Here is a 25617-nt window from a genome sequence, read left to right as displayed (position 1 = left end):
GGGCCGCTCCCGGGACTACCCTGCAGCGGCTGCCGCAGCGCTGTCCTGGCCCGGAGCCGATGGCCGCGCTGATGCGGCGGGACGAGGCGGCGCTGCGGCAGGCGCGCGCAGCGGGATCTCCATCCGGACGCGCGTTCCTCCCGGGTGCGATTCCAACTGCATGGCGCCGCCGAGCTCTTCCAGTCTGCTGCGGATGTTGCGCAGGCCGTGCCCGGACGGATCGGACTCGGCCGCGAAGCCCCGGCCATCGTCGCGCATATCGACAACGAGGCGGCCGGCGTCCAGCCGCATGGAGACGTCGACCACGGTGGCCATGGCGTGGCGGATGACATTGGCGGTCAGTTCGCGTACGGCCGACAGCGCGTTCTTGTAGACCGCGTAGTCGACTTGCGTGATCCTGGCCAGCGCCGGGTCGCAGCCTTGCCACGATAGCGCGATGCCGGCGGCTTCCAGGCGTTCGCCGGTTTCGTGGCGCAGATCGGCTTCCAGCGCATCGAGCGGATGCTGTTCGCCGATCAGGCCGTGGATGATGGTGCGCATTTCGCCTATGGCCTGCGCCATGCTCTCGCGGGCGCTTTCGAGGTCGGGTTGATGCAGGCCGCACAGCAGGCGCGAGCCGATGTCGTCATGCAGGTCGCGGGCGATGCGGCTGCGTTCCTCGCGCGCGCCCTGGGCATAGGATTCGCGGCTTTCCTCCGCATAGGCCAGCATTTCTACCAGTTGCCCGGCAAGACGCACGTCGGCGGGCGTGAAGAGACGCCGCCCCGCGCCTGGATAGCGCAGTGTCAAGGCCGGCGAGGCGCCGGCGCCGGGCAGCGTCATCGCGATGCCGTCGCTGTCCACCTGGATGTCCTGGACGGGGTCGGCCCAGGCGATCTCCAGGGGCGAGAACAACTGCTGCTGCAAGGCCTGCCAGCGCTCTAGGCGGCCCGCCTGGGTGGGCGCGAGCGCGACGTGCAGAACGTGGCGAAACACGTCGTTGGCGGCCGGCGGACGCCGCATGGTGCGGTCCCACAGCCAGTTGCGGAAGGGTAGCCACAGCAGCGCGCAGGCGAGCAGCGAGAGGCTCAGCGACCAGCTTGCCGAGAATTGCATGCCGAACAGGAAGAGCAGGTCCAGCGTGATCAGGGCGATGGCCCCGCCTATCCAGGCCAGGGTGCGAAACCACCATATGCCTAGGTCGAAAAGCCGGAACCGGATGATGCCGAAGGCGATTCCCACGTAGAGCAGCAGGAACAGGATGAAGCTGTAGCCCTGGATGGCGCCCGTCTGCACGCCCAGGAACTGGGGCACCATGGTCAGCGCCACGAACAGGCTGATGCACAGCACCCAGGAAAGCAGGAACCACTGCATGGCCGCGCGAGCGACCGGATCGCGCCGGGTGCCCAGCCATTGCGCCACCGCCATGCCTACCATCGCGGCGAGCGCCACCAGCACCGGGATGCGCCGCCCCACGAGCATGGAATCGAAGATGCCGAAGGCCTGCGCGATGAACCAGGCCGCCATGGCGGCGATCGCCACGGAACCCAGTCCGCGCGGCCCCATCCGGCGCGGGTAGTTGAGCATCAGCGCGACCATGCTGCCGCAGAACAGCAGGCCGCCGCCGAAGTTCATGGTCTTGAGCAGCAGCATTTCGGCCAGCGGCATCCCGAATTCGCGCGTGGTGTAGACCGCGGCGCCGGGCGAGAACATCAAGGTGGTCCAGCCGTTGAACAGCAGGAAGCGCGCGCTGGTTTCGCGCGGCCGGAAGGCCCAGACCGCCGCGGCGATCATCCACGCGAAGAATCCCACCATGACCTGGATCCAGAAGTCAGCGGGCAGGGTGGATAAGGGCCGGTGCGCCGCCGGCGCGACGGTATGGCTGCGTCCGTCGGTGTCGAGGAAGACCAGCGAAGGTTCGGCCTGGATCGATGCCAGCCGGTCCTGGCTGGCGAGGAACTCGCGGTATTCGGTGTATGTGGCCAGATTGCCGTCGGGCTCGATGGTGGAGTCCAGCGCCGAGAAAACGTGGGCGGGGCCGCCGGCCGAGACGCTGACCAGGCGGGTGCCGGCCGGAATGGACCCGGCGGGGCCCGTGCTGGCCGCGACGAGGGCCGTCCCGCTGGACGCGTCCCAGGCCAGGGCCAGCCCCAGCCAAGGGCGTGACGCGGCCATTGCGATGACCAGGCCGACCACGATCAGGCCGAATGCCGTGGACGCCGCCAGGCGGGTGCCCGGAGCGATGGCTGGAATCTTCATGCGTGCAAATCCTTCGCCGGACGTGGATGGGTCAGTCTGGCGGAGCGCCGGGCGGGGCCCATCTCATCGGAAAATTGTAAAAGTTTTTAACAGGACTTCAACTGGGGACATACCCGGGATCCGGGTGCCGCCGGACGGCGCCCATTCCTTTGTTACCTTCGTGACCTCTTGGTGCAGGCGCGGTCTCCGACTGTCGTAGCCTGGGGCCTGATATCCGGCATACCGGGCATGGGAGCAAGCATGTGGGCGCAAATGGGTAGCGTGGTGGCGGAAGAGTTCGCGGATCTGTCGGATGCGGGGGAGTTCGCCCGCGTGTTCGTGCGCCTGGTCGTGGCGATGGCGCTGGGCGGCCTGCTGGGCCTGGAGCGCGAGATGCGCGGCACCTCGGCGGGGCTGCGCACCCACATGCTGGTGGCCCTGGGCGCGGCGCTGTTCGTACTGGTGCCTTTGCAGGGCGGCATGGAAGTGGCGGACATGAGCCGGGTGCTGCAAGGCGTGATCTCGGGCATAGGTTTTCTGGGGGCCGGGGCGATTCTCAAGGCGCACGACCGCGAGATCCATGGACTGACCACGGCTGCCAGCATCTGGCTGACCGCGGCCATAGGCATCGCGGCCGGGATGGGGCGCGAGATGACGGCCATCCTCAGCACCGTGTTCGCGTTGGTGATCCTGGCGCTGGTGCGCAGGATCACCCATGCGCGGCAGGCCGGAACGACGCGCCGCCGGGTCATCGTGCCGGACCGGAGCGGCCCGGGCGAACGGCCGCGGGAGGATTGAACAGGCCCTAGTGGAAGTTGCGGCTCGAGACGACCAGGCTGCCCAGCAGCGGCGTGAGGTCCACCAGCCGCTTGGCCAGCAGATGGCGCACGCCTTCATGCGATTGCCAGGTGCCGTAGACGCCCAGCAGCGGCGCTCCGACCAGTTCCCGGCGCTGGCGCTCGACCAGCGCGGGCCAGACGATGACGTTGACCTGGCCGGTCTCGTCTTCCAGCGTGACGAACACGGCGCCCTTGGCGGTGCCCGGACGCTGGCGCACGGTGACGATGCCGCAGGCGCGCGCCAGCCGGCGATCGGGATAGCCGTGCAGCACCTGCGCGGGCAGGAAGCCGCGCTGGGCCAGGCGCTCGCGCAACAGCGCCACCGGGTGGCGCCTGAGGGTGAGCTTCAGCGCTTCGTAGTCGGCGCGGATGTCGTCGGCCTCGCCGGGGGCGGCGAGCCGGGGCGCCGGTTCATGGACCATGGCATCGCGCAGCAGGCCGCGCGCAGGCACGCTGTCCAGGGCATCCCAGAGCGCCGCGCGCCGGTGGCCGGACAAGGGGCGCAGCGCGTCGGCGGCAGCCAGCGCCTGCAGCGCGTGGCGGTCGAGTTCGGCGCGCCGGCCCAGGTCGGCCGCGTCGCGGTAAGGGCCCTGGGCGCGCGCGGCTTCGATGCGCCGGCCGGCGGCTTCCGGCAGGCCTTGCACCTGGTTCAGTCCCAGCCTGACCGCGGGACGCTCGCCGGCGGGTTCGAGCGTGGCTTCCCAGTGGCTGGCGCAGACATCGGCAGGAAGCACCCGGACGCCGTGCCGCTGGGCATCCTGTATGAGCTGGTAGGGCGAGTAGAAGCCCATGGGCTGGCTGTTGAGCAGCGCTGCCAGGAAGGCTTCGGGCTCGTGGCGCTTGAGCCAGGAGCTGGCATAGGCGAGCAGCGCGAAACTGGCCGCGTGCGATTCCGGGAAACCGTATTCGCCGAAGCCCTGGATCTGCCGGCAGATGGCTTCGGCGAACGAGCGTTCGTAGCCGTTCGCCAACATGCCGTCGATGATGCGCTCGTAGTGCCGGACGAGGTCGCCCTTGCGCCGCCAGGCGGCCATCGAACGCCGCAGCTCGTCGGCCTCGCCTTCGCGGTAGCCGGCCGCCACCATGGCGATCTGCATGACCTGTTCCTGGAAGATAGGGACGCCGCAGGTGCGTTCGAGCACCTTTTTTATTTTCTGGCTGGGATAGGTGATGGTGTCCGGGTGGCGCCTGCCCTTGAGGTAGGGGTGCACCATGTCGCCCTGGATCGGGCCGGGCCGCACGATGGCGACCTGGATAGTGAGGTCGTAGAGCGTGCGCGGCCGCAGCCGCGGCAGCATGCTCATCTGCGCGCGCGATTCGATCTGGAAGACGCCCAGGGTGTCGGCTTCGCAGATCATGTCGTAGGTGGCGTCGTCGCCGGACGGGATGTTGTAGAGGCGAAGTTCGCGCTGCTGGCGCTGGTTGGCGAATTCCAGCGCGCGCCGCAGCGCCGTCAGCATGCCCAGGGCCAGCACGTCCACCTTGAGCAGGCCGACCGCGTCCAGGTCGTCCTTGTCCCATTGCACGACGCTGCGTTCGGGCATGGCGGCGTTTTCGATGGGCACCATGCGCGAGAGCGGGCCGCGCGACATGACGAAGCCCCCCGGATGCTGGGACAGGTGGCGCGGAAAACCCAGCAGCCGTTCGGCCAGCCTGGCCCAGAGCTGCGCGCCGTGCGAGGCCGGGTCCAGTCCGCATTCCTGGAAGCGGTCGAGGATGGCGTTGCGGCCGTCCCACCATTGGTGCGCCTTGGCGACCCGGTCGACCAGGGCGGCGTCCATGCCGAGAGCGCGTCCCACGTCGCGCAGCACGCTGCGCGATCGGTAAGTGATGACCACGGCGGTGAGCGCGGCGCGGCGGCGGCCGTATTTGCCGTAGATGTACTGGATCACTTCCTCGCGGCGCTGGTGCTCGAAATCCACGTCGATGTCGGGCGGTTCGTTGCGCTCCTTGCTGATGAAACGGCCGAACAAGGTGTTGTCGCCGGGTTGCACGGCGGTGATGCCCAGACAGAAGCAGACGGCGGAGTTGGCCGCCGAGCCGCGCCCCTGGCACAGGATGCCGCGCGATTCGGCAAACCGTACGAGGTCGTAGACGGTCAGGAAGTAGGCCTCGTACGCCAGATCGGCAATGAGCCCGAGTTCTTTCTCGAGCAGTTGCTCGATCGGCGCCGGGATGCCATGAGGGTAGCGCTTGCGCGCGCCGGCATAGGTGGCGGCGCGCAGGTAGGTGGCCGGCGTATGGCCGGACGGCACCAGTTCCTCGGGGTATTCGTATTTCAGTTCGTCCAGGCTGAAGGTGCATAGGGCGGCGATGCGGAGACTCTCGCGCAGGGTCTCGGGCGGGTAGATCTTGGCCAGGCGCACGCGCGCGCGCAAGTGCTGTTCGGCATTGGGCGCCAGCGCATAGCCGCATTCGGCGACGGTCTGCCGCCTGCGGATCGCGCACAGCGTGTCGTGCAGCGCCTTGCGCGAGCGCAAATGCATTTCGATGCGGCCGGTGGCCACGGCGGGCAGCCCGTGCGCGCGCGCCACGCGCATGACGGTGTCGCGGTGGCGGGCATCGCCGGCCTGGCTGGACAGGTTCAGCGCGATCCATCCGCGGTCGGGAAACGTGGCTGCCAGCCATGCCGCCTGCGCCGCCAGCGCGGCGGAGTCTAGGCCATGGGCGGGCGCGAGAATGGCCAGGCAGTCGGGCAGGCCGCGCAGATGCGCATGCGCCGCTTCCGGACAGGCAAGATCGTCCGTTTCCAGCACGTAGCTGCCCTTGGCGGCGCGCGAGCGGGCGAGCGTGATCAGTTCGGCCAGGTTGCCATAGCCTTGCTTGTTCGTTGCCAGCAGGACCAGTTCCATGGGAACGCCGCCGGGACCGTCCTGCAGGTGGAATTGGCTGCCCAGGACCAGCGGCAGCTTGTGCTTGGCGGCCTCGACGTGGGCCCGGACCGCGCCGGCCAGGGAGCATTCGTCGGTCATGGCCAGCGCGGCGTAGCCGAGCGCTGCGGCGCGCTCGACCAGTTCCTCCGGCCAGGAGGCGCCGCGCAGGAAGCTGAAGTTGCTCAGGCATTGCAGTTCGGCATAGTCCGGCAGGGAGCCGGAAGAGGGCGAGGACGGATCCATGGGCGCTCAGGCGTAGAGGCCGTGGAGAAACCAGCGCGGCTCGTCCAGCGCCTGGTCCAGGTAGATCCAGTAGCGGATGGCGGTCTCGCTTTCGGCCACGAAGTAATCGCGGGCGATGGGAGCGCCGTCCCACCAGCCGTTCTCGATGCGCTCGGGGCCGCGCAGCAGGCGCAGCGGCGTGCCGTAACAGGGGCGTTCTTGGCGCATGGACAGGGGGAGGGGGCTGGGCAGCAGCCAGAGCGGGCGGTCGAGCGCCTCGGGGGCGTCAGCGCCGGCCGCAGGCGGATCGAGCGCCGGCTGCCAGCGATTGGCCGCTTCGGGACGATGATCGGCTTGCGGCGCCGCGCCCAGGACGCGGCCGGCGCCCAGCCGCGCGGCCAGCAATTCCAGCAGGCGGCCGCGGTCGGCCGGGGTGCCGCCGGGATCGGCGAAGAGCCGTGTGGACGGGACCTCGCGCGGGGCGATGCCGCCGGCCCGCAGCGCGACGGCAATGACCGGCGCCGGCAGGACCAGCCGCTCCAGGTGCTCCTTGAGCAGGCGCAGCAGGCGGTCGGCATGCCAGCCCGGACTGGCCAGCGCGATGCACAGCGGCGTGGGCGGCCGGGCATGGCGGCCGCGTTCATGCTCCAGCTCCAGCGTGACGGCGGTGACCGAGGCATGGACCGCCTCCAGCCAGCCGGCCAATTGCTGGACCAGGCGCCGGGCGACGAGCAGCACCAGCGGGGCATGGTCGATACGGGCGAGCAATTCGAGGCGGGCGGAGAAATCGAGCGGAGGCCGGACCCACTCGTACAGTTCCGGAGCTTGGCCGCGCGCGTGGTCCAGCGCCTGGAGCAGCGCTGCGCCGCAGCGGCGCTGCAGGCCGGCGCGCGGCAGCCGCATCAGGTCGGCCAGCGTGCGGCAGCCTATGCCGTCCAGCCAGACCAGATGGGCGCGCGCCGGCGGCAGCAGTTGGCAGGGCAGTCCGGCCCAGCGGCGCGCCAGCGCGGCCGGACGCAGCACGCGGCGTGGTCCTGGCGCGGGGCGGGCCGCGAGCAGCCAGGCGCCCAGCGCCGTGGGCGCCATGCCCAGGCGGGCCTGGCAGCCGAGCTGGGCGATGGTGCGGCGGATGCGGCGGGACAGCGTCAACGGGCCGCCGAAAGCCCGCAGGCTGGCTCCCACGCCGAGCAGCAGGCTGGCATCGGGGCCCAGGGCGAGCTCGGGGGTGTACTGGAACATGGCCAGCGCCGCGGCGTCGAGCAGTTGGCGTTCGCGGGCGGCATCGCGCTGCACGAACAGGGTTTGCGGCGCAATGGCACCTGCGCCTTTCTTGCGCATGCCCGGCCGTACGCCGAGCCGCCGCGCCGCGGAAGAAACCGCCAGCACGGTCTCGCGTTCGAGCACCGCCAGCGGGGCGGCGGCCTCATCCTGCCAGGACGGACTCAAGGCGTCGAGGCTGGGTTGCGTCAGGTAGACGCTGATCCACAGTTGCATGGCGAGCTTGGGAGGGCATGGCCGCGCGGGCTGGCGCGGAGGAGATCAGGGGCAGCAGCAGCGAGGTGCCCGGGAGCGGGCCGCGGCGCTTGAGGATGTCCACTCGCAGGCGATCGCCGGCAGGGCGCAGCTGCAGCCGTAGCGGCGCGGGCGAAGCGCTGTGCGCCGCCTGCGTGGGCCGGAACATGAAGAACGCGGTGTCGCCGGATTGGGCGGCCAGGTGCAGCCGCCGCAGGGCGGCGGCTGGCGCCGAGGCGGACCAGCACAGCAGGGCGCCGCAGTGACCGTGCTTGAGTATCTGCTCGGCGGCCCACAAAGTATCGGCCGGCTGTTCGGGAGCGATCCAGAGCAGTTGGGACGGCGCGATGCGATGTGCCGTCCAGGCCTGTAGACAGGGGGCATGAGGCGGGTGCAGCAGAGCGATGCTGCGGTGGGCGGGCAGGCGCGCCAGCGCAGGCATCAGCAGGCGCAATTCGCCTATGCCGGCCTGGTCCAGCAGCAGTTCGGTCAGGCTGCCCAGCGGCCAGCCTTGTCCGGGCAGGCATCGGGACAGGTCGGCATGGCCGGTCTCGAGCCCGGGCCGGCTCGTACGGGCGAGCTGGTTCGCCTTCCAGAGCAGCGGATGGATGGGAGCCGGCGGGCAGGAATGGATCGAAGCGGACATGGGACCAGCAGACATGAACAGATCATATACTGTATAAATATACAGTATCGACGTCAAGCCGTGGCGGGGCCGTGTCAGGTCTGTTCGGCGCTGAAGCGGTACTGGTTCTTGCCGGCGCGCTTGGCTTCGTACATGGCCATGTCGGCGTTGCGCAGCAGGTCGACAGGGTTCATGTCCGATCCGGACCGGTAGAACGCGATGCCGATGCTGGTCTGTATCTGCACCTGGTGCTCGCCCAGGCGGACAGGCGCGGAGATGCCGGCCACCACTTGCCGGGCGAGCCGATCGATGCGGGAATGCGTGCCGTCGTCCCGGACGATGACGACGAATTCGTCGCCGGACAGCCGCGCCACCAGATCGGCCTGGGGCAGCAGGGCGACCAGCCGCCGCGCGACCTCCTTGAGCAGCTGGTCGCCATGGTTATGGCCCAGCGTGTCGTTGACGGCCTTGAAACCGTCCAGGTCCAGAAACAGCACGTCCAGCATGCCGCCGTGCTCGTCGACCTGGGCCATGGCCTTGGGCAGGAACTCCTGTACGGCGCGGCGGTTGGGCAGGTTGGTCAGGGTGTCGCGCCGCGCCTCCAGCTCGGTCTGCCGCTCGCGCTTGTGGATCTCGGTAATGTCGTGGACGATGCTGTGAAAGCCCACCAGCCTGCCCCCGGTGATGTCGGGGATCAGCGTGACCGCGCCGTAATGGCGGTTGCCGTTGGGAAGATCGAGCGAGGTCTCGAAGGCGACGCGCTTGCCGGTGTGGCGGGCCTGCGCCACATAGGGGACGATTTCCTGTGCCTTGGCCTCGCCCAGTACCTGGGCGAGCGTCAGTCCGAGCAGCTCGTGCGTCGATTTGCCCAGGGCCAGTTCGTAGGTCGCGTTGACGAAGCGAAAGCGCAGTTCCAGGTCGAAGGAGGCGATCATGGCCGGCAGGTTGTCGGTCAGGATCTGCAACTGCTCATGGGCATGCTGCAATTGGCGCGTGCGCTGCTCGACCTGCTGCTCGAGCGTCTGCTGCAAGGCCTGCAATTCGGCCTGGGCGCGCTTGCGTTCGTCGATGTTTTCGACGATGGCGATGTAATAGAGAAGCTTGCCTGCATGGTCCTGGCGCGCCGCCACGGTCAGGTTGATCCACACCAGCGTGCCGCAGCGGGTGATGCAGCGGGTTTCGAGCGAGTATTGCGGGCGCTGCGCCGCCGCCAGTTCCTGGCGCAGGCGTTGGTAGGCGTCCCGGTCGGGAGGGTCGAGCAGATCGGGCAGCACCAGCCCCTGCAGTTCGTCCGGGGGATAGCCGGCGATGCGGCCCAGGGCCTGGTTGCCTTCGACCAGCCGGCCATCGGGTGCGACCACGGCAATGCCCACGCCGGCCCCCTCGAACACCGCGCGAAAGCGCATTTCGCTGTCGAGCCCCGCCTGCAGCGAGGATTCGCTGGTCCGGCGCACCAGCAGCGTGGCTTCACGCCGGGCGATCTCGCGGTCGATCAACTGCGCGGCATAGCGCAGCAAGTCGATCTGGTTGGCCGTCAACTGGCGCGGCGCCGTATCCAGCACGCACAGGCTGCCCAGCGCCAGCCCTTCCTGGCTGCGCAACGGGATGCCGGCGTAGAAGCGTATGCCCAGCGGGCCTGCGACCAGCGGATTGTCGAAGAAGCGTTCGTCCTGCAGGGCATCGGGCACGAGCAGGATCTGGTCGCGCAGAATGCAATGGGCGCAGAAGGCGTATTCGCGGGGCGTTTCCGCGACGTCCAGGCCGACCCGGGACTTGAACCATTGCCGATGCCGGTCGATCAGCGAGACCAGGGCGATGGGCGCGCCGATCGCGCCGGCGACCATTTTCGTGATCAGATCGAAGGCCGGCTCCGGCGGCGTATCGAGCAAATCCAGAGCATGAAGCAGGGCCAGCCTTTTTTCTTCGTTTGGAGCCAACGGTGCTATTTGCATGGCGGGATCGCGGTGGGCTTTACGCGAGAAGAATAGTCCATGCAGCCTGGTTTTGTGGCGTTATGCGCAGGCGCGCATCAATGCGTGTCGAGTATGCGGACGACCGCTTCGCTCGCGCCCGTGCGCCGGGCATGCTCCAGCCCTTCGTTGGCCAGCGCGTCGGCCCGTTCGTTGCCGCTGTGCCCGTTGTGCCCGCGCACCCAGCGGAAGGTGGCGCGATGGCGCTCGGCTTCGGCGATCAGCGTCTTCCAGAGCTCGACGTTCTTGACGTCTTTCCAGTTCTTGCGCACCCAGCCATGGCGCCATTGCATCATGCCGTTGACTACGTATTGCGAATCGGTGTGCACGACGACTTCGCAGGACACCGGCAGCCAGCGCAGCGCCTCGATGGCGGCGGTCAGCTCCATGCGGTTGTTGGTGGTGTCGGGCGAACCGCCGAAAATCTCCACGGAGGAGGAGGGCGTGCGTATCCACGCGCCCCAGCCGCCGGGACCGCCCGGATTGCCGCGGCAGGCGCCGTCGCAGTACACCACCGCGCCATCGGGCGGCGGCGCATCGTCCGCGGCGACGGGTTCGGCCGACTGGCCGGCGGGGGCCACGGCCCCCCCGGCGGGCAGCCAGCGCTGGAACGGCGCCGGATCGGCGCCCTCCTTGACGTACCACTTCTTCTGCACGGGGGACCACCTGGCTCCCAGCGCCTTGGCTTCGTCTTTTTCGGCAAAGGGCACTTTGAGCCAGACAACCATGGAATCACCTGCAGGATAAGAGGGGCGTGACCTTAATGGGACGCACGCGCCGTTGTCAAGCCGCCTGGCCGGACTTCACGCGCCGGCCAGGCGATAGACCGCGCGCGGCGCGGCCAGGTACAGGGTGAGCCCGCGCAGGGCGTTGAAGGCCAGGAACGACAGCCATAGCCCGTGATTGCCCAGCACCGGCAGCAGGCCGAGCGACATGGCCAGAAACGCCGCGCCGCATGCCATCATGGAAAGCATCAGCGGCCGGGTCCGGGTCGCGCCGATGAAGACGCCGTCGTACAGGTAGGCGCAGACCGACGCGATCGGGGCCAATGCCATCCAGGGCAGGAAGCGCCGCGCGGTCTCGCGCAGCGCGGCCTGGTCGGTCAGCAGGTCGACGATGGCGCCGCCGATCGACAGATAGACCAGCGCGTACGCCACGGCGCCGGCGCAGGCCCAGCCCATGCACAGGCGCACGGCGCGCCGCAGCGCGGGACCGTTGCCGGCGCCCACCGCGGCGCCGACCAGCGTTTCCGCGGCATGGGCGAAGCCGTCCAGGCCGAAGGCCATGAAAGTCAGGAAATTCAGCAGCAGGGCGTTGGCGGCCAGCACGGCATCGCCCTGCGCGGCGCCCAGGTGGGCGAACCAGCCCATGCTGCCGACCAGACAGGCGGTGCGGACGAAAATGTGGAAGTTGATGCTCACCAGGCGGCGCAGTGCCGCGCCATTGCACAGCTGTGCGAGCCGCAGGCGCATCCAGGCCTGGCGATGGGCACGCCAGAGCAGGAACAGCCCGGCCAGCGTGCCCGCGCCGTCGGCAACCGCGGTGGCGGCGCCTATGCCGGCCACGCCCATGTCCAGGCCGTGGACGAAGGCCAGCACGGTAGCCAGGTTGACCGCATTGATCAGTATCTGCAGGGCGAGCGCCATGCGCACCCGCTGGCATCCCAGCAGCCAGCCCAGGATTGCATAGTTGGCCAGGGCCAGCGGCGCGGCCCAGATCCTGCCCGCGCAATACGCGGCGGCCTGGCGCGTGGCATCGGCGCTGCCGCCCAGCAGCGCCAGCCCCATTGCAATCAAGGGACGCTGCAGGATCAGCAGCACGGCGCCGATCGCGGCAGCCAGCAGCAGGGCCCGGCCCACGCTGGCTGCCAGCGCATGTTCGTCGCGCTTGCCCCAGGCCTGGGCGACCAGTCCGGTGGTCCCCATGCGCAGGAAGCCGAAGCCCCAGAACAAGAAACTGAAGAGCAAACCGCCGAGCGCGACGCCTGCCAGGTATTCCGGCCCCGGCAGATGGCCTGCCACGGCCGTGTCGACAGCCGACATCAAGGGCTGGGTCAGGTTGGCAAGCACGATGGGCAGCGCCATCGCCAGTACGCGCCGGTGTGTAAGCATGGGTGGGACAAGGCGAAAAGAGCGTGCAGGCGGGTCAGCCCGGCTCGCCAAAGCAAAACGGACGCGCGAGGCGTCCGTTCTGGGTTTGATTCCTTGGCTCCCCGAACTGGGTTCGAACCAGTGACCTGCGGATTAACAGTCCGTCGCTCTACCGACTGAGCTATCGGGGAATCGAGCCAATAACTATAGCAGAAAAAGGCGTTGCGTCAAAGAGAAGGGCGCGCCACGGTAAACTCTCCCCATGAGTTCCCTGTTCACGCTAGAGGCGCCTTGCACCTATCGCGAGGAAGTCCGCAAAAGCCGTTTCGTCGCCCATGCGGCGCCGGCGTCGAGCCCCGATGCGGCGCTGGCTTTCTTCGCGCAGCATGCGGACGCCACGGCCACGCACAATTGCTGGGCCTACCGGATAGGCGCGCAGTATCGTTTCAACGATGACGGCGAACCCGGCGGCACCGCGGGCCGCCCCATCCTGCAGGCCATCGATGGCCAAGCCTGCGACCGCGTGGCGGTGCTGGTGGTGCGCTGGTTCGGCGGGACGCTGCTGGGCGCGGGTGGGCTGGCGCGGGCCTATGGCGGATGCGCCGCCAATTGCCTGCGGCTGGGCCGGCGCGTACCCGTGCTCGATCTGGCCGAGGCGGCGCTCGATTGTTCGTTCGCCGAACTGGCTCTGTTCAAGGCGCGCTTGCGCGAGGCCGGCGTCGAGGTGGCCCAGGAGCATTTCGGCGCCCGGGGCGTGCGCCTGGACGTGCTCGTGCCGCGCCAGGAGGTGGATCAATTGCGGCGCATGCTGGCCGACCTGAGCCGGGGGCAGGTGGTGCTGGAAGTGAAGGGCGAGCCGCGCTAACAGGCCTCGGCGTGCAGGCCGGCTGGTTTCAGAGCCCTGCCAGCCGACAGGCGTGCTGGGTCAGGATGCCGTCGGGCGAAGCCAGTTCTTCCAAGATGGTGAAGTGGTTGCGGTCGGGCACGCGCAGCAGCGTACCGGGCAGTCCGGCGCGTACGGCGGCATAGGCCTCGGATTGGCGCTGCCATTCCGGCAGTTCGTCGCCGCCGCAGGCGAGCACCAGTTCGCGCTTGCTGGCCGGCCGGTGTATGGGGCTGAGCCGGCGCACGTCGGGCGGGCACAGGCACAGCTTTTCATTCAGGTAGCTCAGCCTGATAGGTTCCAGGTCGTAGATGCCGCTGATGGCCAGGGCGCCCAGCACGCCGGGAGCATCCATGAGCAGCGTCGCCAGATGGGCGCCCGCGGACCAGCCGCTCAGGACGATGCGCTGCGGATCGGTGCCCCATCGCGAGGCATGCTGTCCCAGCCAGGCCAGGGCCGCGCGAAGCTCTCCGAGTATGCCGTCCAGCGAGCGTTCCGGCGCCAGCGTATATCCCACCATCGCGACGTGCAGGCCGTGGTCGAGCGGTCCGTTGGCCAGGAAGCTGAAGTTCTCCTTGGCGCGCGCCTGCCAGTAGCCGCCATGGATGAAGACCAGCAGCGGGCCTGGGCGCGAGGCGGGAAAGTAGTCGATCCGGTTGCGCGGCGCAGGGCCATAGCGCAGGTCGAGATAGTGGGGATAGGCACTGCGCAGTTTCTGGCTGCGTTCGTCGAACTCGGCCATCAGGACGGCGCTGTTCAGGACGGCGGCGCTGTTGTTGTAGGCGGCGTCGATCGCCTCGCGGGTCATGCCCCGGTACAGCCCGCCCGCTGCCTGGAGGCAGGGGCCTCCGCTTTCGGATTGTCGCGTGGAGGCGTGCGGAGGCGCGTCTTTTGGTCGTTGCGCCGCATCCCCCTCATGGGAGGATGCGGCACCTGCTGGTGGTTGTGTGGCGCTCATGCAGCAATTCCTGCCGGGTTGATGGGGCCGGGCGTCATGGTTGGTACTCGCGGGAGGGATCATCCGGAACAGGCATGTCCGCGTTCCCCCGCCGGTATGGAAGACGCATGCCGGCCGGCTGCTGCATCAGTCTAACGCGTTACGTCAATGGGCGTGGCCGCCGTGGCCGGACATGCCGTGCCCGCCCGCGGCAGCGCCGGCGGCCTCGACCTTGAAGTCCACCTTGACTTCGCCGGCCTTGCGGAAGACCAGCGTGGCGGGAAAGCTCGTGCCCGCTTTCAGCGGCGCCTTCAACTGCATGAACATGATGTGGTAGCCACCCGGCTTGAGTTCGACGGTCTGCCCGGCTGGGACCGGGATTTCATCGACCTGGCGCATGCGCATGATATCGCCATCCATCTTCATGGTGTGCAATTCCGCGCGCGCGGACACCTCGCTGCGCACGGCCAGCAGCGTGTCGCCGCCGCCGCCGGCGGTGAGTTTCAGGAAGCCTCCGCCGGCCGGCTGGCCGGCCACCGTGGCGCGTGCCCAGGGGTGGCCGATGGCGATGTCGCCGGCCGTGTAGCCGTGCGACCAGGCCGGGCTGGCGGCCAGGAGGGAGAACAGGGTGGAAAGCAAAGCATGGCGTATCTGCATGGAAATCTCGTCGTCAAGTGGCCGGCTGCGCCGGCATGTCACGCGGCAGGGGCACGAGTCCCCCGCGTTCGGAATAGAGGGAATGAGCTCCCCGCGGCGGGGCTCGGGACGAGAAATACAGATAGGGCACCGCGCCCCCGACGGGAAGGCGGGACGCGGCGCGCTGCGCGTATTGCACATAAGGAGTGGGGGCGACCGCGCAGAACGAGGGCCCGGAGAGGGCCAGATGGGCGCCCGCCAGGCAGAGCAGGCAGGGCGGCGTGGCCGGCAGCGAGTCGCCGTCATGGGGCGCATCGGTTTGCTGCGAGCAGAGCTGCCCCAGTTGCAGCGCCAGTGTGCGCTGCATGGAATCGGGCGGTGCGATGGCGTGCACGGACGGCATTGCCGCGTGCAGCAATGTGCACAGCAGTGCCAGCCAAGCCAAGCGGGAAATTGCGTGGGCGCCCATGGGGCGAAATCATACAGAAAAGCCGCTGCGCAAACGGCCCGCAGCCCGCACGCGCTCGCCCTCCTGTCGCGCACCAAAGCAAAACGGACGCGCGAGGCGTCCGTTTTGGGTTTGATTCCTTGGCTCCCCGAACTGGGTTCGAACCAGTGACCTGCGGATTAACAGTCCGTCGCTCTACCGACTGAGCTATCGGGGAATCGAGCCTGTAACTATAGCATGGATGGCGAAGAGTTCAAAACCGCAAACTGCCATCTCCTGCACCGCCCCGGCAGGTTTGCCCGGTTTATGCGAGGACCGCGGCGATGCCGTCCGCCACAGCGTCGATGTTGCGCGAGTTCAGCGCCGCCACGCAGATGCGTCCGGTGGAAATGGCATAGACGCCATGTTCTTCGCGCAGGCGGTCGACCTGGGCCGCGGTCAGGCCCGAATACGAGAACATGCCGCGCTGCTTGAGCACGAAGCTGAAATCGCGCGCGACGCCGCGCGCCTTGAGTTTCTCGACCAGCGCGCCGCGCATGGCGCGGATGCGGTCGCGCATCTCGCCCAGCTCGCTTTCCCACTCGGCGCGCAGTTCGGGCGAGGTCAGCACCGTGGCGACCACCGTGCCGCCATGGGTGGGCGGGTTGGAATAATTGGTGCGGATCACGCGCTTCAACTGGCTCAGCACGCGGGCGCTTTCGTCCTTGTCGGCGGCAACCAGCGAGAGGGCGCCGACGCGCTCGCCGTACAGCGAGAACGACTTGGAGAACGAGGAGCTGACGAGGAAATCCAGGCCGGCGTCGGCGAATTGGCGCACCGCGGTGGCATCGGCGTCGATGCCGTCGCCGAATCCCTGGTAGGCGATGTCCAGGAAGGGCACCAGGCCGCGGGCCTTGACCACTTCCACGACCTTGGCCCATTGCTCGCCGGACAGGTCCACGCCCGTCGGGTTGTGGCAGCACGCGTGCAGCACCACGACGGTGCCTGCCGGATAGCTTTCCAGCGCCGCCAGCATGCCCGCGAAGTTCACGCCATGGGTGGCGGCATCGTAATAGGGATAGTTGACGACTTCGTAGCCGGCGTATTCGAACAGGGCGCGGTGGTTTTCCCAGCTCGGATCGCTGATGGCGACCTTGGCGCTGGGAGCCAGGCGCTTGAGGAAATCGGCGCCGATCTTCAGCGCGCCGGTGCCGCCCAGCGCCTGGGTGGTCAGCACGCGGCCCTGGGCGATCAGGGGCGAACCGGCGCCCAGCAGCAGTTCCTGCACCGCGCGGTTGTAGCCGGCCAGGCCCTCGATCGGCAGGTAGCCGCGGGCGGCGGCGGCTTCGATGCGAGCCAGCTCCGCCTTGCGGACGGCCTTGAGAAGCGGGATCCTGCCCTCATCGTTGTAGTACACGCCCACGCCCAGGTTGACCTTGTTGCTGCGGGTATCGGCGTTGAATTGTTCGGTGAGCCCCAGGATGGGGTCACGAGGGGCCAGTTCTACGGCTGCGAAGAGCGAAGTCATGTAAAGCGTCCGTTAAGCGCGCGGGGTTGTAGGAATATGAAGTGCGGGGAATAATGCCGGGTTGTTTTTTGCAATGCGAAATCCTGCTGTGGGATGAATCCCGCCGGAGGAGCGCACCGCGCAATGTCTTTTTTCGGTCGACGAAGCCGTCGTGGGACGGTGCGACGGCAGAGACCGAGGAAGACTCGGTGGAGGCCTGCCGGAACCTTGGCGCCGTTTCGCTGCCGAAGTTTTCCTGATGAAACAAGAGTCTAGCATGCAGACGACGCCTTCCGAAGGCTTGCGCGCCACACCGGAGCAGGCTGCGATACCGGGTTTCGAACCCCGTTTCGTGACCTACGAAGGAAGCCCGTTCCAGCTCTACCAGCCCTATCCGCCGGCGGGCGACCAGCCCGCGGCCATCGCGCAGCTCTGCGAAGGCATCCAGGACGGTCTGATGTACCAGACGCTGCTGGGCGTCACCGGCTCGGGCAAGACCTACACCATGGCCAACATGATCGCCCGGCTCGGCCGGCCGGCCCTGGTGCTGGCGCCCAACAAGACGCTGGCGGCGCAGCTCTATGCCGAGATGCGCGAGTTTTTCCCGCGCAACGCGGTCGAGTATTTCGTCTCTTATTACGATTACTACCAGCCGGAAGCCTACGTTCCTACGCGCGACCTGTTCATCGAGAAGGATTCGTCGATCAACGAGCACATCGAACAGATGCGGCTGTCGGCCACCAAGAGCCTGTTGGAACGGCGCGACACGGTCATCGTGGCCAGCGTCTCGTGCATCTACGGCATCGGCAATCCGGACGATTATCACAATATGGTGATGATGCTGCGCACCGGCGACAAGGTGGGGCAGCGCGACGTCATCGCGCGTCTGGTGGCCATGCAGTACACGCGCAACGACACGGAGTTCATTCGCGGCACCTTCCGCGTGCGCGGCGAGCTGATCGACGTGTTCCCGGCCGAGCACGCCGAACTGGCGCTGCGCATCACGCTGTTCGACGACGAGGTCGATACGCTGGAGCTGTTCGACCCGCTCACGGGCAAGGTGCGCCAGAAGATCCTGCGCTTCGCGGTCTACCCCGGGTCGCACTACGTGACGCCGCGCGCGACCGTGCTGCGCGCCATCGAGACCATCAAGGCCGAGCTGCGCGAGCGCACCGGCCACTTCGTGAACAACGGCCAGCTGGTGGAGGCGCAGCGCATCGAGCAGCGCACCCGCTTCGACCTCGAAATGCTGCAGGAGCTGGGCTTCTGCAAGGGCATCGAGAACTACTCGCGGCATCTTTCCGGCGCGCGGCCGGGCGATCCGCCGCCCACGCTGGTCGATTACCTGCCGCCCGACGCGCTGATGATCATCGACGAGAGCCACGTCACGATCGGGCAGGTCGGGGCGATGTACAAGGGCGACCGTTCGCGCAAGGAAACTCTGGTCAACTACGGCTTCCGCCTGCCGTCGGCGCTGGACAACCGGCCGCTGAAGTTCGAGGAGTTCGAGGCCAAGAGGCGCCAGACGATCTTCGTCTCGGCGACACCGGCCAATTATGAGAAGGAACATGCCGACGCGGTGGTCGAACAGGTGGTGCGGCCTACCGGGCTGGTCGATCCGGTGGTGGAGGTGCGGCCCGCGCTCAACCAGGTGGACGACGTGCTCGGCGAGATCAACCTGCGCGTGGCGCAGGGCGACCGCGTGCTGATCACCACGCTGACCAAGCGCATGGCCGAAGACCTCACCGACTTCCTGGCCGACCATGGGGTGAAGGTGCGCTACCTGCATTCGGACATCGATACGGTCGAACGCGTCGAGATCCTGCGCGACCTGCGCCTGGGCACCTTCGACGTGCTGGTCGGCATCAACCTGCTGCGCGAGGGACTCGACATCCCGGAAGTGTCGCTGGTCGCCATCCTCGATGCCGACAAGGAAGGCTTCCTGCGATCCGAGCGCAGCCTGATCCAGACCATCGGCCGGGCGGCGCGCAACCTCAACGGCAGGGCCATCCTGTACGCCGACGTGGTGACCGATTCCATGCGCCGGGCGCTGGACGAAACCTCGCGGCGGCGCGAAAAGCAGATGCAGTTCAACGCCGCCAACGGCATCGTCCCGCAGGGAGTCAAGAAGCAGGTGCGCGACCTGATCGACGGCGTCTATGCGCCCCAGAACGGCGGGGAGGCCGGCGAAGAGGCGCTGGAGGCGGCGCGCTTCGAGGCCATGGGCGAAAAACAGATGGCCAAGGAAATCAAGAAGCTCGAGAAGGCGATGCTGGAATATGCGCGCAACCTGGAGTTCGAGAAGGCGGCGCGGGCGCGCGACCAGTTGCTCGCCCTCAAGCAAAAGGTATTCGGCGCGGGCGGCCAGCAGGCGGACGAGGATGCGCTGAATGCCGGGTGGCCATAGTTCCGCGGCTGCATGCCTTGTGCATTGCGCAAGATTTCTGCCCGGAAATGGTGCATGGGAAGGCATGCCGGTGGGGCACCGGCATGAACCATAAGTGCGCACCATGTTCCGATGGCTTGCCGCAACGCTAGCGCTTGCGTGGTAAGAGGTTGATTAAAAAGCGTTTTTTGGCGCGGAATATTTTCTTCTGCCCATAAAAAAAACTTGAACTATGCGGGGTTTTCCCGCACACTTTCGGACATGATGACCAAGGTACTGTTTGTGTGCATGGGCAACATCTGTCGCTCGCCGAGCGCAGAGGGCGTGTTTCGCCGCCTGGTGAAAGACGCCGGTCTTTCCGACGTTGTCCGTATAGAATCGGCCGGGACTCACGCCTTTCATATCGGTGAGCCTCCCGACGCGCGTATGCAGGCCGCTGCCCGCAAGCGCGGCTATGACATTGGCGAGATCCGCGCCAGGCAGATCCGTGTCGACGACTTCCGCGAGTTCGACATGATTCTGGCCATGGACTGGGACAACCTGTCGCTGCTGCAGCAGCAGGCGCCCAAGCAATATCAGCACAAGCTGATGCTGCTGATGCGTTTCGCCAACGAATACGAAGAAGCAACCGTACCCGATCCGTACTACGGCGGCCCCGAGGGGTTCGGCAAGGTGCTCGACTACATCGAGGATGCCTGCCAAGGGCTGCTCGAAGTGGTGCGCAAGCGCGCGACTCAATACCAGGCAGCGTGATTCTTGCCGGCGCCTTGCGCCGGCGTTGCCAGGCCGTATTTCCCCAGGCTCGGGTCATCCCGGGCCTTGTTTTTGCCTCAATGGCTTCCCATCCCCGGGCTGCACCGGCGCGGAACAATCCTGTTCGCCGGCATCGTTTGGTGCGCTGCAACGTTCTGACCGTATCCGTCGTTTCCCCAGGAAAACCCTAGAAAAACGTTCGGGAATTCGGTATACTTGACCAAATCGTTAGGGATTTGCTCCCGGCGGAGTCCTCGCAGGACGCGTCCAGGCAGTCTCCGACGCTTGAAGATCAGACTTCAGGGGTCCCGAATGCGACTTACAACGAAAGGGCGTTTCGCCGTTACGGCCATGATCGATCTGGCGCTGCGCCAGCACAGCGGTCCGGTCACTCTGTCTGCGATCAGCCAGCGGCAGAACATCTCCCTGTCCTATCTGGAGCAACTGTTCGGCAAGCTGCGGCGCCATGAGCTGGTGGACAGCATGCGCGGCCCGGGCGGCGGCTATTCGCTGGCCAAGCTGGCGCGCTACGTCACCGTGGCCGACATCATCTTCGCCGTCGACGAGCCGCTGGACGCCACGGACTGTGGCGGCAAGCAGGACTGCACCCGGGGCAACGACGGCAAATCCGGCAAGTGCATGACGCACGAGCTGTGGGCCACGCTCAACCGCAAGATGGTCGAGTATCTGGATTCCGTCTCCCTGCAAGACCTGGTGGACCAGCAGCGCATGCGCGAATTGCAGGAAGCCAGCGCCGCCAAGTCGGTGCTGATGGATCGCCGTTCGGGCGCTGCCGAGCCCACTGCCGCGGTGTGAGCGCGGCGCTGCAATAGGAAGGTAAAACCATGATCAAGACGCCGGTTTATCTCGATTACTCGGCCACCACGCCGGTGGATCCGCGCGTGGTCGATGCCATGGTGCCGTGGCTGTACGAACATTTCGGCAACCCCGCTTCGCGCAGCCACGCCTATGGCTGGGAAGCGGAAGAAGCCGTGGAAAACGCCAGGGCCCAGGTGGCCGCGCTGGTCAATGCCGATCCGCGCGAAATCGTCTGGACCTCCGGGGCGACCGAGTCCGACAACCTGGCCATCAAGGGCGCGGCGCACTTCTATGCCGAGCGCGGCAAGCACGTCATTACGGTCAAGACCGAGCACAAGGCGGTGCTGGACACCTGCCGCGAGCTGGAGCGCGAAGGTTTCGAGGTGACTTACCTCGACGTCCAGGAGGACGGCCTGCTCGACCTGGAGGTGTTCAAGGCGGCGATCCGCCCGGACACCATCCTGGCCTCGGTCATGTACGTCAACAACGAGATCGGCGTCATCCAGGACATCCCGGCACTGGGCGAAATCTGCCGCGAACGCGGCGTGGTCTTCCACGTCGATGCCGCCCAGGCCACGGGCAAGGTCGTGATCGACCTAGCCAGCCTGAAGGTCGACCTGATGTCGTTCTGCGCGCACAAGATGTGCGGTCCCAAGGGCATCGGCGCGCTGTACGTGCGGCGCAAGCCGCGCGTGCGGATCGAGGCGCAGATGCACGGCGGCGGCCACGAGCGCGGCATGCGATCGGGCACGCTGGCCACGCACCAGATCGTCGGCATGGGCGAGACCTTCCGCATCGCCAAGGAAGAAATGGCGATCGAAAGCGAACGCGTGCGCATGCTGCGCGACCGGCTGTGGGCGGGCCTCTCCACGATCGAAGAGGTCTATCTCAACGGCGACATGGAACAGCGCATTCCGCACAACCTGAACGTCAGCTTCAACTACGTGGAAGGCGAGTCCCTGATCATGGCGGTCAAGGAACTGGCCGTCTCGAGCGGCTCGGCCTGTACCTCGGCCAGCCTGGAGCCGTCGTACGTCCTGCGCGCCCTGGGCCGCAGCGACGAACTGGCGCACAGCTCCATCCGTTTCACCCTCGGCCGTTTCACGACGGAAGAGGAAATCGATTTCACTGTCCAGCTTATCCGCAGCAAGGTCGACAAGCTGCGGGCAATGTCCCCGCTGTGGGAAATGGTCAAGGACGGCGTGGACATCAACACGGTGCAGTGGGCTGCACACTGAACCAGGAGAACAAACATGGCCTATAGCGAAAAAGTCATCGATCACTACGAAAACCCCCGCAACGTCGGTTCGTTCGACAAGGGCGACGAATCCGTCGGCACCGGGATGGTGGGCGCGCCGGCCTGTGGCGACGTCATGAAGCTGCAAATCAGGGTCAACGAGCAGGGCGTCATCGAAGACGCGCGCTTCAAGACCTACGGCTGCGGTTCGGCCATCGCCTCCAGCTCGCTGGTGACCGAATGGGTCAAAGGCAAGACGCTCGATCAGGCGATGGACATCCGCAACACCCATATCGCCCAGGAACTGGCGCTGCCGCCGGTCAAGATCCACTGCTCGATCCTCGCCGAGGACGCCATCAAGGCGGCCGTGAGCGACTATCGCGCCAAGCACCAAGCCAGCTGAGATTTCGCAAGGGGATGCCATGTCGGTAACGTTGACCGAACGCGCCGCGCGCCATGTGAACCGCTACCTGGAAAAGCGCGGCAAGGGCCTGGGCCTGCGCCTGGGCGTGCGCACCACGGGCTGCTCGGGCCTGGCCTACAAGCTCGAGTACGTGGACGAGTTCCTGCCGGACGACCAGGTCTTCGAGAGCGAAGGCGTGAAAGTGTTCGTCGATCCCAAGAGCCTGCCCTACCTGGCCGGCACGCAGCTCGACTACGCGCGCGAAGGGCTCAACGAAGGCTTCAAGTTCAACAACCCCAACGAGAAGGCAACCTGCGGCTGCGGTGAGTCTTTCACCATTTGATGCAGCAGGATCCCGACCATTTCGATTTGCTGGGGATGCCGCGCGGTTTCGCGCTCGACCGCGATGCGCTGGACCGGGCCTGGCGGGACGTGCAGGCCAAGGTCCATCCCGACCGCCATGCGGCCGGTTCGGCCCAGGAGCGGCGCGTGGCCATGCAGTGGGCCTCGCGCGCGAACGAGGCCTACGGCGTGCTGCGCTCGCCGCTGGCGCGCGCCCGCTACCTGTGCGAACGGGCGGGCGTGGACCTGCAGGTCGAGACCAATACCGCGATGACGCCCGCCTTCCTGATGCAGCAGATGGAATGGCGCGAAGGGCTGGAAGAAGCCCGGGCGCGGCGCGATGCGGCCGCGCTCGAGGCGCTGGCCGGCGAGCTGGCGCAGGCGCGGCGCGGCATGGTGCAGGAAGTGGGCGAACTGCTGGACCGCCGGCATGATTACGCCGCTGCCGCCGTGCGCGTGCGGGAGTGGATGTTCATTGAAAAATTCTCCGACGAGGTCGATGCAGCCGTCGACGCTCTGGCGGAACAAGACTGAAGATACATAGGAACGCATGGCGCTTTTGCAGATAGCCGAACCCGGCATGTCCGAAGCCCCGCACCAGCGTCGGCTGGCGGTGGGCATAGACCTGGGTACGACCAACTCGCTGGTGGCCTCGGTGCGCAGCGGCGTGGCCGAAGTGCTGCGCGACGGCGAGGGCCGGGCGCTGCTGCCGTCCGCGGTGCGCTACCTGCCGGGCGGCGACGTGCAGATCGGCCGCAAGGCGCTCGCCGCGCAGGCGCTCGACCCTCACAACACGCTGGTATCGGTCAAGCGCTTCATGGGACGCGGCCTGGCCGACGCCGAGAAGCTGCACGTGCCGTACCGGTTCGTCGACGCCCCGGGCATGGTGCGCGTGCAGACCGTCCAGGGCGACAAGACCCCGGTCGAGGTATCCGCGCAGATTCTGGCCAAGCTGAGGCAGCTGGCCGAAGACGCGCTGGGCGACGACCTGGTCGGCGCCGTCATCACCGTACCGGCCTATTTCGACGATGCGCAGCGCCAGGCCACCAAGGACGCTGCGCGCCTGGCCGGCCTGAACGTGCTGCGGCTGCTCAACGAGCCGACCGCCGCCGCCATCGCCTACGGGCTGGACAACGCCGCCGAAGGCATTTATGCGGTCTATGACCTCGGCGGCGGCACCTTCGACATCTCCATCCTGCGCCTGTCCAAGGGCGTGTTCGAAGTCATCGCCACCGGCGGCGACACGGCCTTGGGCGGCGACGACTTCGACGGCGCCATCGTCGATGCCTGGATGGCCGGGCACGGCCTTTCCGGCCTGAAGGCGGAAGACCAGCGCGTCTTGCTGGTCGCTGCCAGGACGGTGCGCGAAGCGCTGTCCGAGGCGGACGCCGCCGAACAGGCTGCAACGCTGTCGGGCGGCCAGGCACTGGCCTTGCGCCTGACCCGCGAGCAATTCGAGACGCTGGCCCGGCCGCTGGTCGCGCGAACCTTGGCCAGCGCGCGCCGCGCGCTGCGCGACGCGCACCTGGCCGCGGACGAGGTCAAGGGGGTTGTCATGGTCGGCGGCGCCACGCGCATGCCCATCGTCCGCCGCATGGTGGGCGAGCTGTTCGGCACCGAACCGCTGATCAACCTCGATCCCGACCAGGTCGTCGCGCTGGGCGCCGCGATGCAGGCCAACCTGCTGGCCGGCAACCGTTCCGCGGACGACCAATGGCTGCTGCTGGACGTCATTCCGCTGTCGCTGGGGCTGGAAACCATGGGCGGGCTGGTCGAGCGCGTGATCGCCCGCAACAGCACCATCCCGGTCGCCCGCGCCCAGGAGTTCACCACCTTCAAGGATGGCCAGACGGCCATGGCGATCCACGTCGTGCAAGGCGAACGCGAACTGGTATCGGATTGCCGCTCGCTGGCGCGCTTCGAGCTGCGCGGTATCCCGCCCATGGTGGCGGGGGCCGCGCGCATACGCGTCACCTTCCAGGTCGATGCCGATGGCCTGCTCAATGTGACGGCCCGCGAACAGAGCTCGGGCGTGGAGGCCTCGATTTCGGTCAAGCCTTCGTACGGGCTGTCCGACGACGAGGTGGCGGCCATGTTGGCCGACGGCATGCAGAGCGCCGACGTCGATATGAAGATGCGTGCGCTGCGCGAGCAGCAGGTCGAGGCACGGCGCCTGGTCGAGTCGGTCGAGGCGGCCTTGCAGGCCGACGCCGATTTGCTGGAGGCCGACGTGCTGGCGGCGATCCGCGCCGAGCTCGAGCGCACGGCCGCGGCGTCGGCCGGCGGCGATGCCGACCAGATCCGGCGGCAGATCGAGGCGCTGGCGCAGGCCACCGAGGATTTCGCCGCCAAGCGGATGGACCGCAGCATACGGCACGTCCTGGCGGGCCGGCGCGTCGACGAAATCGCATGACGGGACGCGGCCCGCTTCATTCCGGACCGCCCCGCGCTTAAATACCAGGTCTTACACCATGCCCAAGCTTACGGTGCTGCCGCACCCCGAACTCTGCCCGCAAGGCGCCGTCATCGAAGACGCGCCGACCGGTGTTTCCATTTGCCGCGTGCTGCTCGACAATCACATCGAGATCGAACACGCCTGCGAACTCTCGTGTGCGTGCACGACCTGTCACGTCATCGTGCGGGAAGGGTTTTCTTCGCTGGAAGACGCCAGCGACAACGAGGAAGACATGCTCGACAAGGCCTGGGGGCTGACCTCGGCGTCGAGGCTGTCGTGCCAGGCCATCATCGACGATGCGGACCTGACGGTCGAGATTCCGAAGTACACGATCAATCACGCTAGTGAGAATCATTGACCCCCTGCGCGCTTGCGCGCGCTCCGGAAATGATGGCCCCCAGCCGCTACGCGGCAGCCCCCCGAGGAGGCCTGGGCCCGCCTGGGCGGCCCGGCGCCGGGCCCAGGGGCGAACCGGCGGACTGGC

At 67.5% G+C, this 25617-nt stretch carries 22 protein-coding genes, 2 tRNA genes and 1 pseudogene; 11 read left to right on the top strand and 14 right to left on the bottom strand.

The features are described 5' to 3' along the window. Positions 1 to 15: 15 nt before the first annotated feature. Positions 16 to 2238 carry a sensor histidine kinase gene (locus tag PIGHUM_RS12165; protein ID WP_124079862.1) on the bottom strand — a complete coding sequence of 741 codons (2223 nt, stop codon included), beginning with the start codon at positions 2236 to 2238 and terminating at the stop codon, positions 16 to 18. Positions 2239 to 2466: 228 nt separating this feature from the next. Between PIGHUM_RS12165 and PIGHUM_RS12160 the strand changes: the two genes are divergently transcribed. After that, positions 2467 to 3015: an MgtC/SapB family protein gene (locus PIGHUM_RS12160; RefSeq protein WP_124079861.1), complete on the top strand. Its 549-nt coding sequence runs from the start codon at positions 2467 to 2469 to the stop codon at positions 3013 to 3015. 7 nt (positions 3016 to 3022) lie between these two features. Here PIGHUM_RS12160 and PIGHUM_RS12155 read toward each other — a convergent pair whose 3' ends face one another. From PIGHUM_RS12155 to PIGHUM_RS12125, 8 genes and pseudogenes are all read right to left on the bottom strand, one after another. Next, the gene (locus tag PIGHUM_RS12155; RefSeq protein WP_124079860.1) at positions 3023 to 6172 is read right to left on the bottom strand and encodes an error-prone DNA polymerase; all 3150 of its coding nucleotides are present in this window, start codon (positions 6170 to 6172) and stop codon (positions 3023 to 3025) included. 6 nt (positions 6173 to 6178) lie between these two features. Continuing rightward, positions 6179 to 7645, bottom strand: a complete 1467-nt coding sequence (locus PIGHUM_RS12150) for a Y-family DNA polymerase (RefSeq protein WP_124079859.1) — start codon at positions 7643 to 7645, stop codon at positions 6179 to 6181. Next, positions 7575 to 8324: a translesion DNA synthesis-associated protein ImuA gene (gene imuA / locus PIGHUM_RS12145; RefSeq protein WP_246013138.1), complete on the bottom strand. Its 750-nt coding sequence runs from the start codon at positions 8322 to 8324 to the stop codon at positions 7575 to 7577. Before imuA ends, PIGHUM_RS12150 begins: the two co-directional genes overlap by 71 nt. Before the next feature lie 59 nt (positions 8325 to 8383). Further along, complete coding sequence (locus PIGHUM_RS12140) at positions 8384 to 10240, bottom strand: sensor domain-containing diguanylate cyclase (RefSeq protein WP_124079858.1); 1857 nt, start codon at positions 10238 to 10240, stop codon at positions 8384 to 8386. A gap of 77 nt (positions 10241 to 10317) precedes the next feature. Then, complete coding sequence (gene rnhA, locus PIGHUM_RS12135; protein WP_246013153.1) at positions 10318 to 10773, bottom strand: ribonuclease HI; 456 nt, start codon at positions 10771 to 10773, stop codon at positions 10318 to 10320. Positions 10774 to 10863: 90 nt separating this feature from the next. Continuing rightward, positions 10864 to 10986, bottom strand: a pseudogene (locus tag PIGHUM_RS24425) (DUF5710 domain-containing protein); the annotation flags it as partial. A 75-nt stretch (positions 10987 to 11061) separates the two neighbouring features. Then, positions 11062 to 12369, bottom strand: a complete 1308-nt coding sequence (locus tag PIGHUM_RS12130) for an MATE family efflux transporter (protein ID WP_124079856.1) — start codon at positions 12367 to 12369, stop codon at positions 11062 to 11064. A 94-nt stretch (positions 12370 to 12463) separates the two neighbouring features. Further along, positions 12464 to 12539 (bottom strand) — tRNA-Asn (locus PIGHUM_RS12125). 71 nt (positions 12540 to 12610) lie between these two features. Between PIGHUM_RS12125 and PIGHUM_RS12120 the strand changes: the two genes are divergently transcribed. Next, positions 12611 to 13213 (top strand): IMPACT family protein, encoded by a 603-nt coding sequence (locus PIGHUM_RS12120; RefSeq protein WP_124079855.1) that lies wholly within the window; start codon positions 12611 to 12613, stop codon positions 13211 to 13213. A 28-nt stretch (positions 13214 to 13241) separates the two neighbouring features. On the opposite strand, the gene PIGHUM_RS12115 is transcribed toward PIGHUM_RS12120, so the two are convergent. The 5 genes from PIGHUM_RS12115 to PIGHUM_RS12095 form a co-directional block, all read right to left on the bottom strand. After that, on the bottom strand, positions 13242 to 14039 hold the full coding sequence (locus PIGHUM_RS12115; protein ID WP_124079854.1) for an alpha/beta hydrolase: 798 nt from the start codon (positions 14037 to 14039) through the stop codon (positions 13242 to 13244). A 294-nt stretch (positions 14040 to 14333) separates the two neighbouring features. Beyond that, the gene (locus PIGHUM_RS12110) at positions 14334 to 14825 is read right to left on the bottom strand and encodes a copper chaperone PCu(A)C (RefSeq protein ID WP_124079853.1); all 492 of its coding nucleotides are present in this window, start codon (positions 14823 to 14825) and stop codon (positions 14334 to 14336) included. A gap of 13 nt (positions 14826 to 14838) precedes the next feature. Next, complete coding sequence (locus PIGHUM_RS12105; RefSeq protein ID WP_124079852.1) at positions 14839 to 15273, bottom strand: hypothetical protein; 435 nt, start codon at positions 15271 to 15273, stop codon at positions 14839 to 14841. Positions 15274 to 15393: 120 nt separating this feature from the next. Further along, positions 15394 to 15469, bottom strand: a tRNA-Asn gene (locus PIGHUM_RS12100). A gap of 87 nt (positions 15470 to 15556) precedes the next feature. Further along, on the bottom strand, positions 15557 to 16759 hold the full coding sequence (locus PIGHUM_RS12095) for an amino acid aminotransferase (RefSeq protein WP_124079851.1): 1203 nt from the start codon (positions 16757 to 16759) through the stop codon (positions 15557 to 15559). A 256-nt stretch (positions 16760 to 17015) separates the two neighbouring features. Between PIGHUM_RS12095 and uvrB the strand changes: the two genes are divergently transcribed. From uvrB to fdx, 9 genes are all read left to right on the top strand, one after another. Then, positions 17016 to 19145, top strand: coding sequence for an excinuclease ABC subunit UvrB (gene uvrB, locus PIGHUM_RS12090; RefSeq protein ID WP_124079850.1), 2130 nt, complete (start codon positions 17016 to 17018; stop codon positions 19143 to 19145). 240 nt (positions 19146 to 19385) lie between these two features. Next, positions 19386 to 19877, top strand: a complete 492-nt coding sequence (locus PIGHUM_RS12085) for a low molecular weight protein-tyrosine-phosphatase (RefSeq protein ID WP_124079849.1) — start codon at positions 19386 to 19388, stop codon at positions 19875 to 19877. A gap of 312 nt (positions 19878 to 20189) precedes the next feature. Then, a complete protein-coding gene (locus PIGHUM_RS12080; RefSeq protein WP_124079848.1) occupies positions 20190 to 20693 on the top strand; it encodes a Fe-S cluster assembly transcription factor in 504 nt (167 codons plus the stop codon). 29 nt (positions 20694 to 20722) lie between these two features. Beyond that, positions 20723 to 21934 carry an IscS subfamily cysteine desulfurase gene (locus PIGHUM_RS12075; RefSeq protein ID WP_124079847.1) on the top strand — a complete coding sequence of 404 codons (1212 nt, stop codon included), beginning with the start codon at positions 20723 to 20725 and terminating at the stop codon, positions 21932 to 21934. Positions 21935 to 21949: 15 nt separating this feature from the next. Then, on the top strand, positions 21950 to 22336 hold the full coding sequence (iscU, locus tag PIGHUM_RS12070; protein ID WP_124079846.1) for a Fe-S cluster assembly scaffold IscU: 387 nt from the start codon (positions 21950 to 21952) through the stop codon (positions 22334 to 22336). 19 nt (positions 22337 to 22355) lie between these two features. Next, entirely contained in the window at positions 22356 to 22679 is a 324-nt protein-coding gene (gene iscA, locus PIGHUM_RS12065) for an iron-sulfur cluster assembly protein IscA (protein ID WP_124079845.1), read from the top strand. After that, complete coding sequence (hscB, locus tag PIGHUM_RS12060) at positions 22679 to 23212, top strand: Fe-S protein assembly co-chaperone HscB (RefSeq protein ID WP_124079844.1); 534 nt, start codon at positions 22679 to 22681, stop codon at positions 23210 to 23212. Before iscA ends, hscB begins: the two co-directional genes overlap by 1 nt. Before the next feature lie 16 nt (positions 23213 to 23228). Next, positions 23229 to 25091, top strand: coding sequence for a Fe-S protein assembly chaperone HscA (gene hscA / locus PIGHUM_RS12055; protein WP_124079843.1), 1863 nt, complete (start codon positions 23229 to 23231; stop codon positions 25089 to 25091). Positions 25092 to 25149: 58 nt separating this feature from the next. Next, the gene (gene fdx, locus PIGHUM_RS12050; RefSeq protein WP_124079842.1) at positions 25150 to 25491 is read left to right on the top strand and encodes an ISC system 2Fe-2S type ferredoxin; all 342 of its coding nucleotides are present in this window, start codon (positions 25150 to 25152) and stop codon (positions 25489 to 25491) included. The last annotated feature ends 126 nt before the right edge of the window (positions 25492 to 25617 follow it).

It is taken from the genome of Pigmentiphaga humi (assembly GCF_900606115.1).
GTDB lineage: Bacteria > Pseudomonadota > Gammaproteobacteria > Burkholderiales > Burkholderiaceae_B > Pigmentiphaga > Pigmentiphaga humi.
Note: the sequence above shows the minus strand (reverse complement) of the source record. Positions and strands in the feature narration are given on the sequence as shown.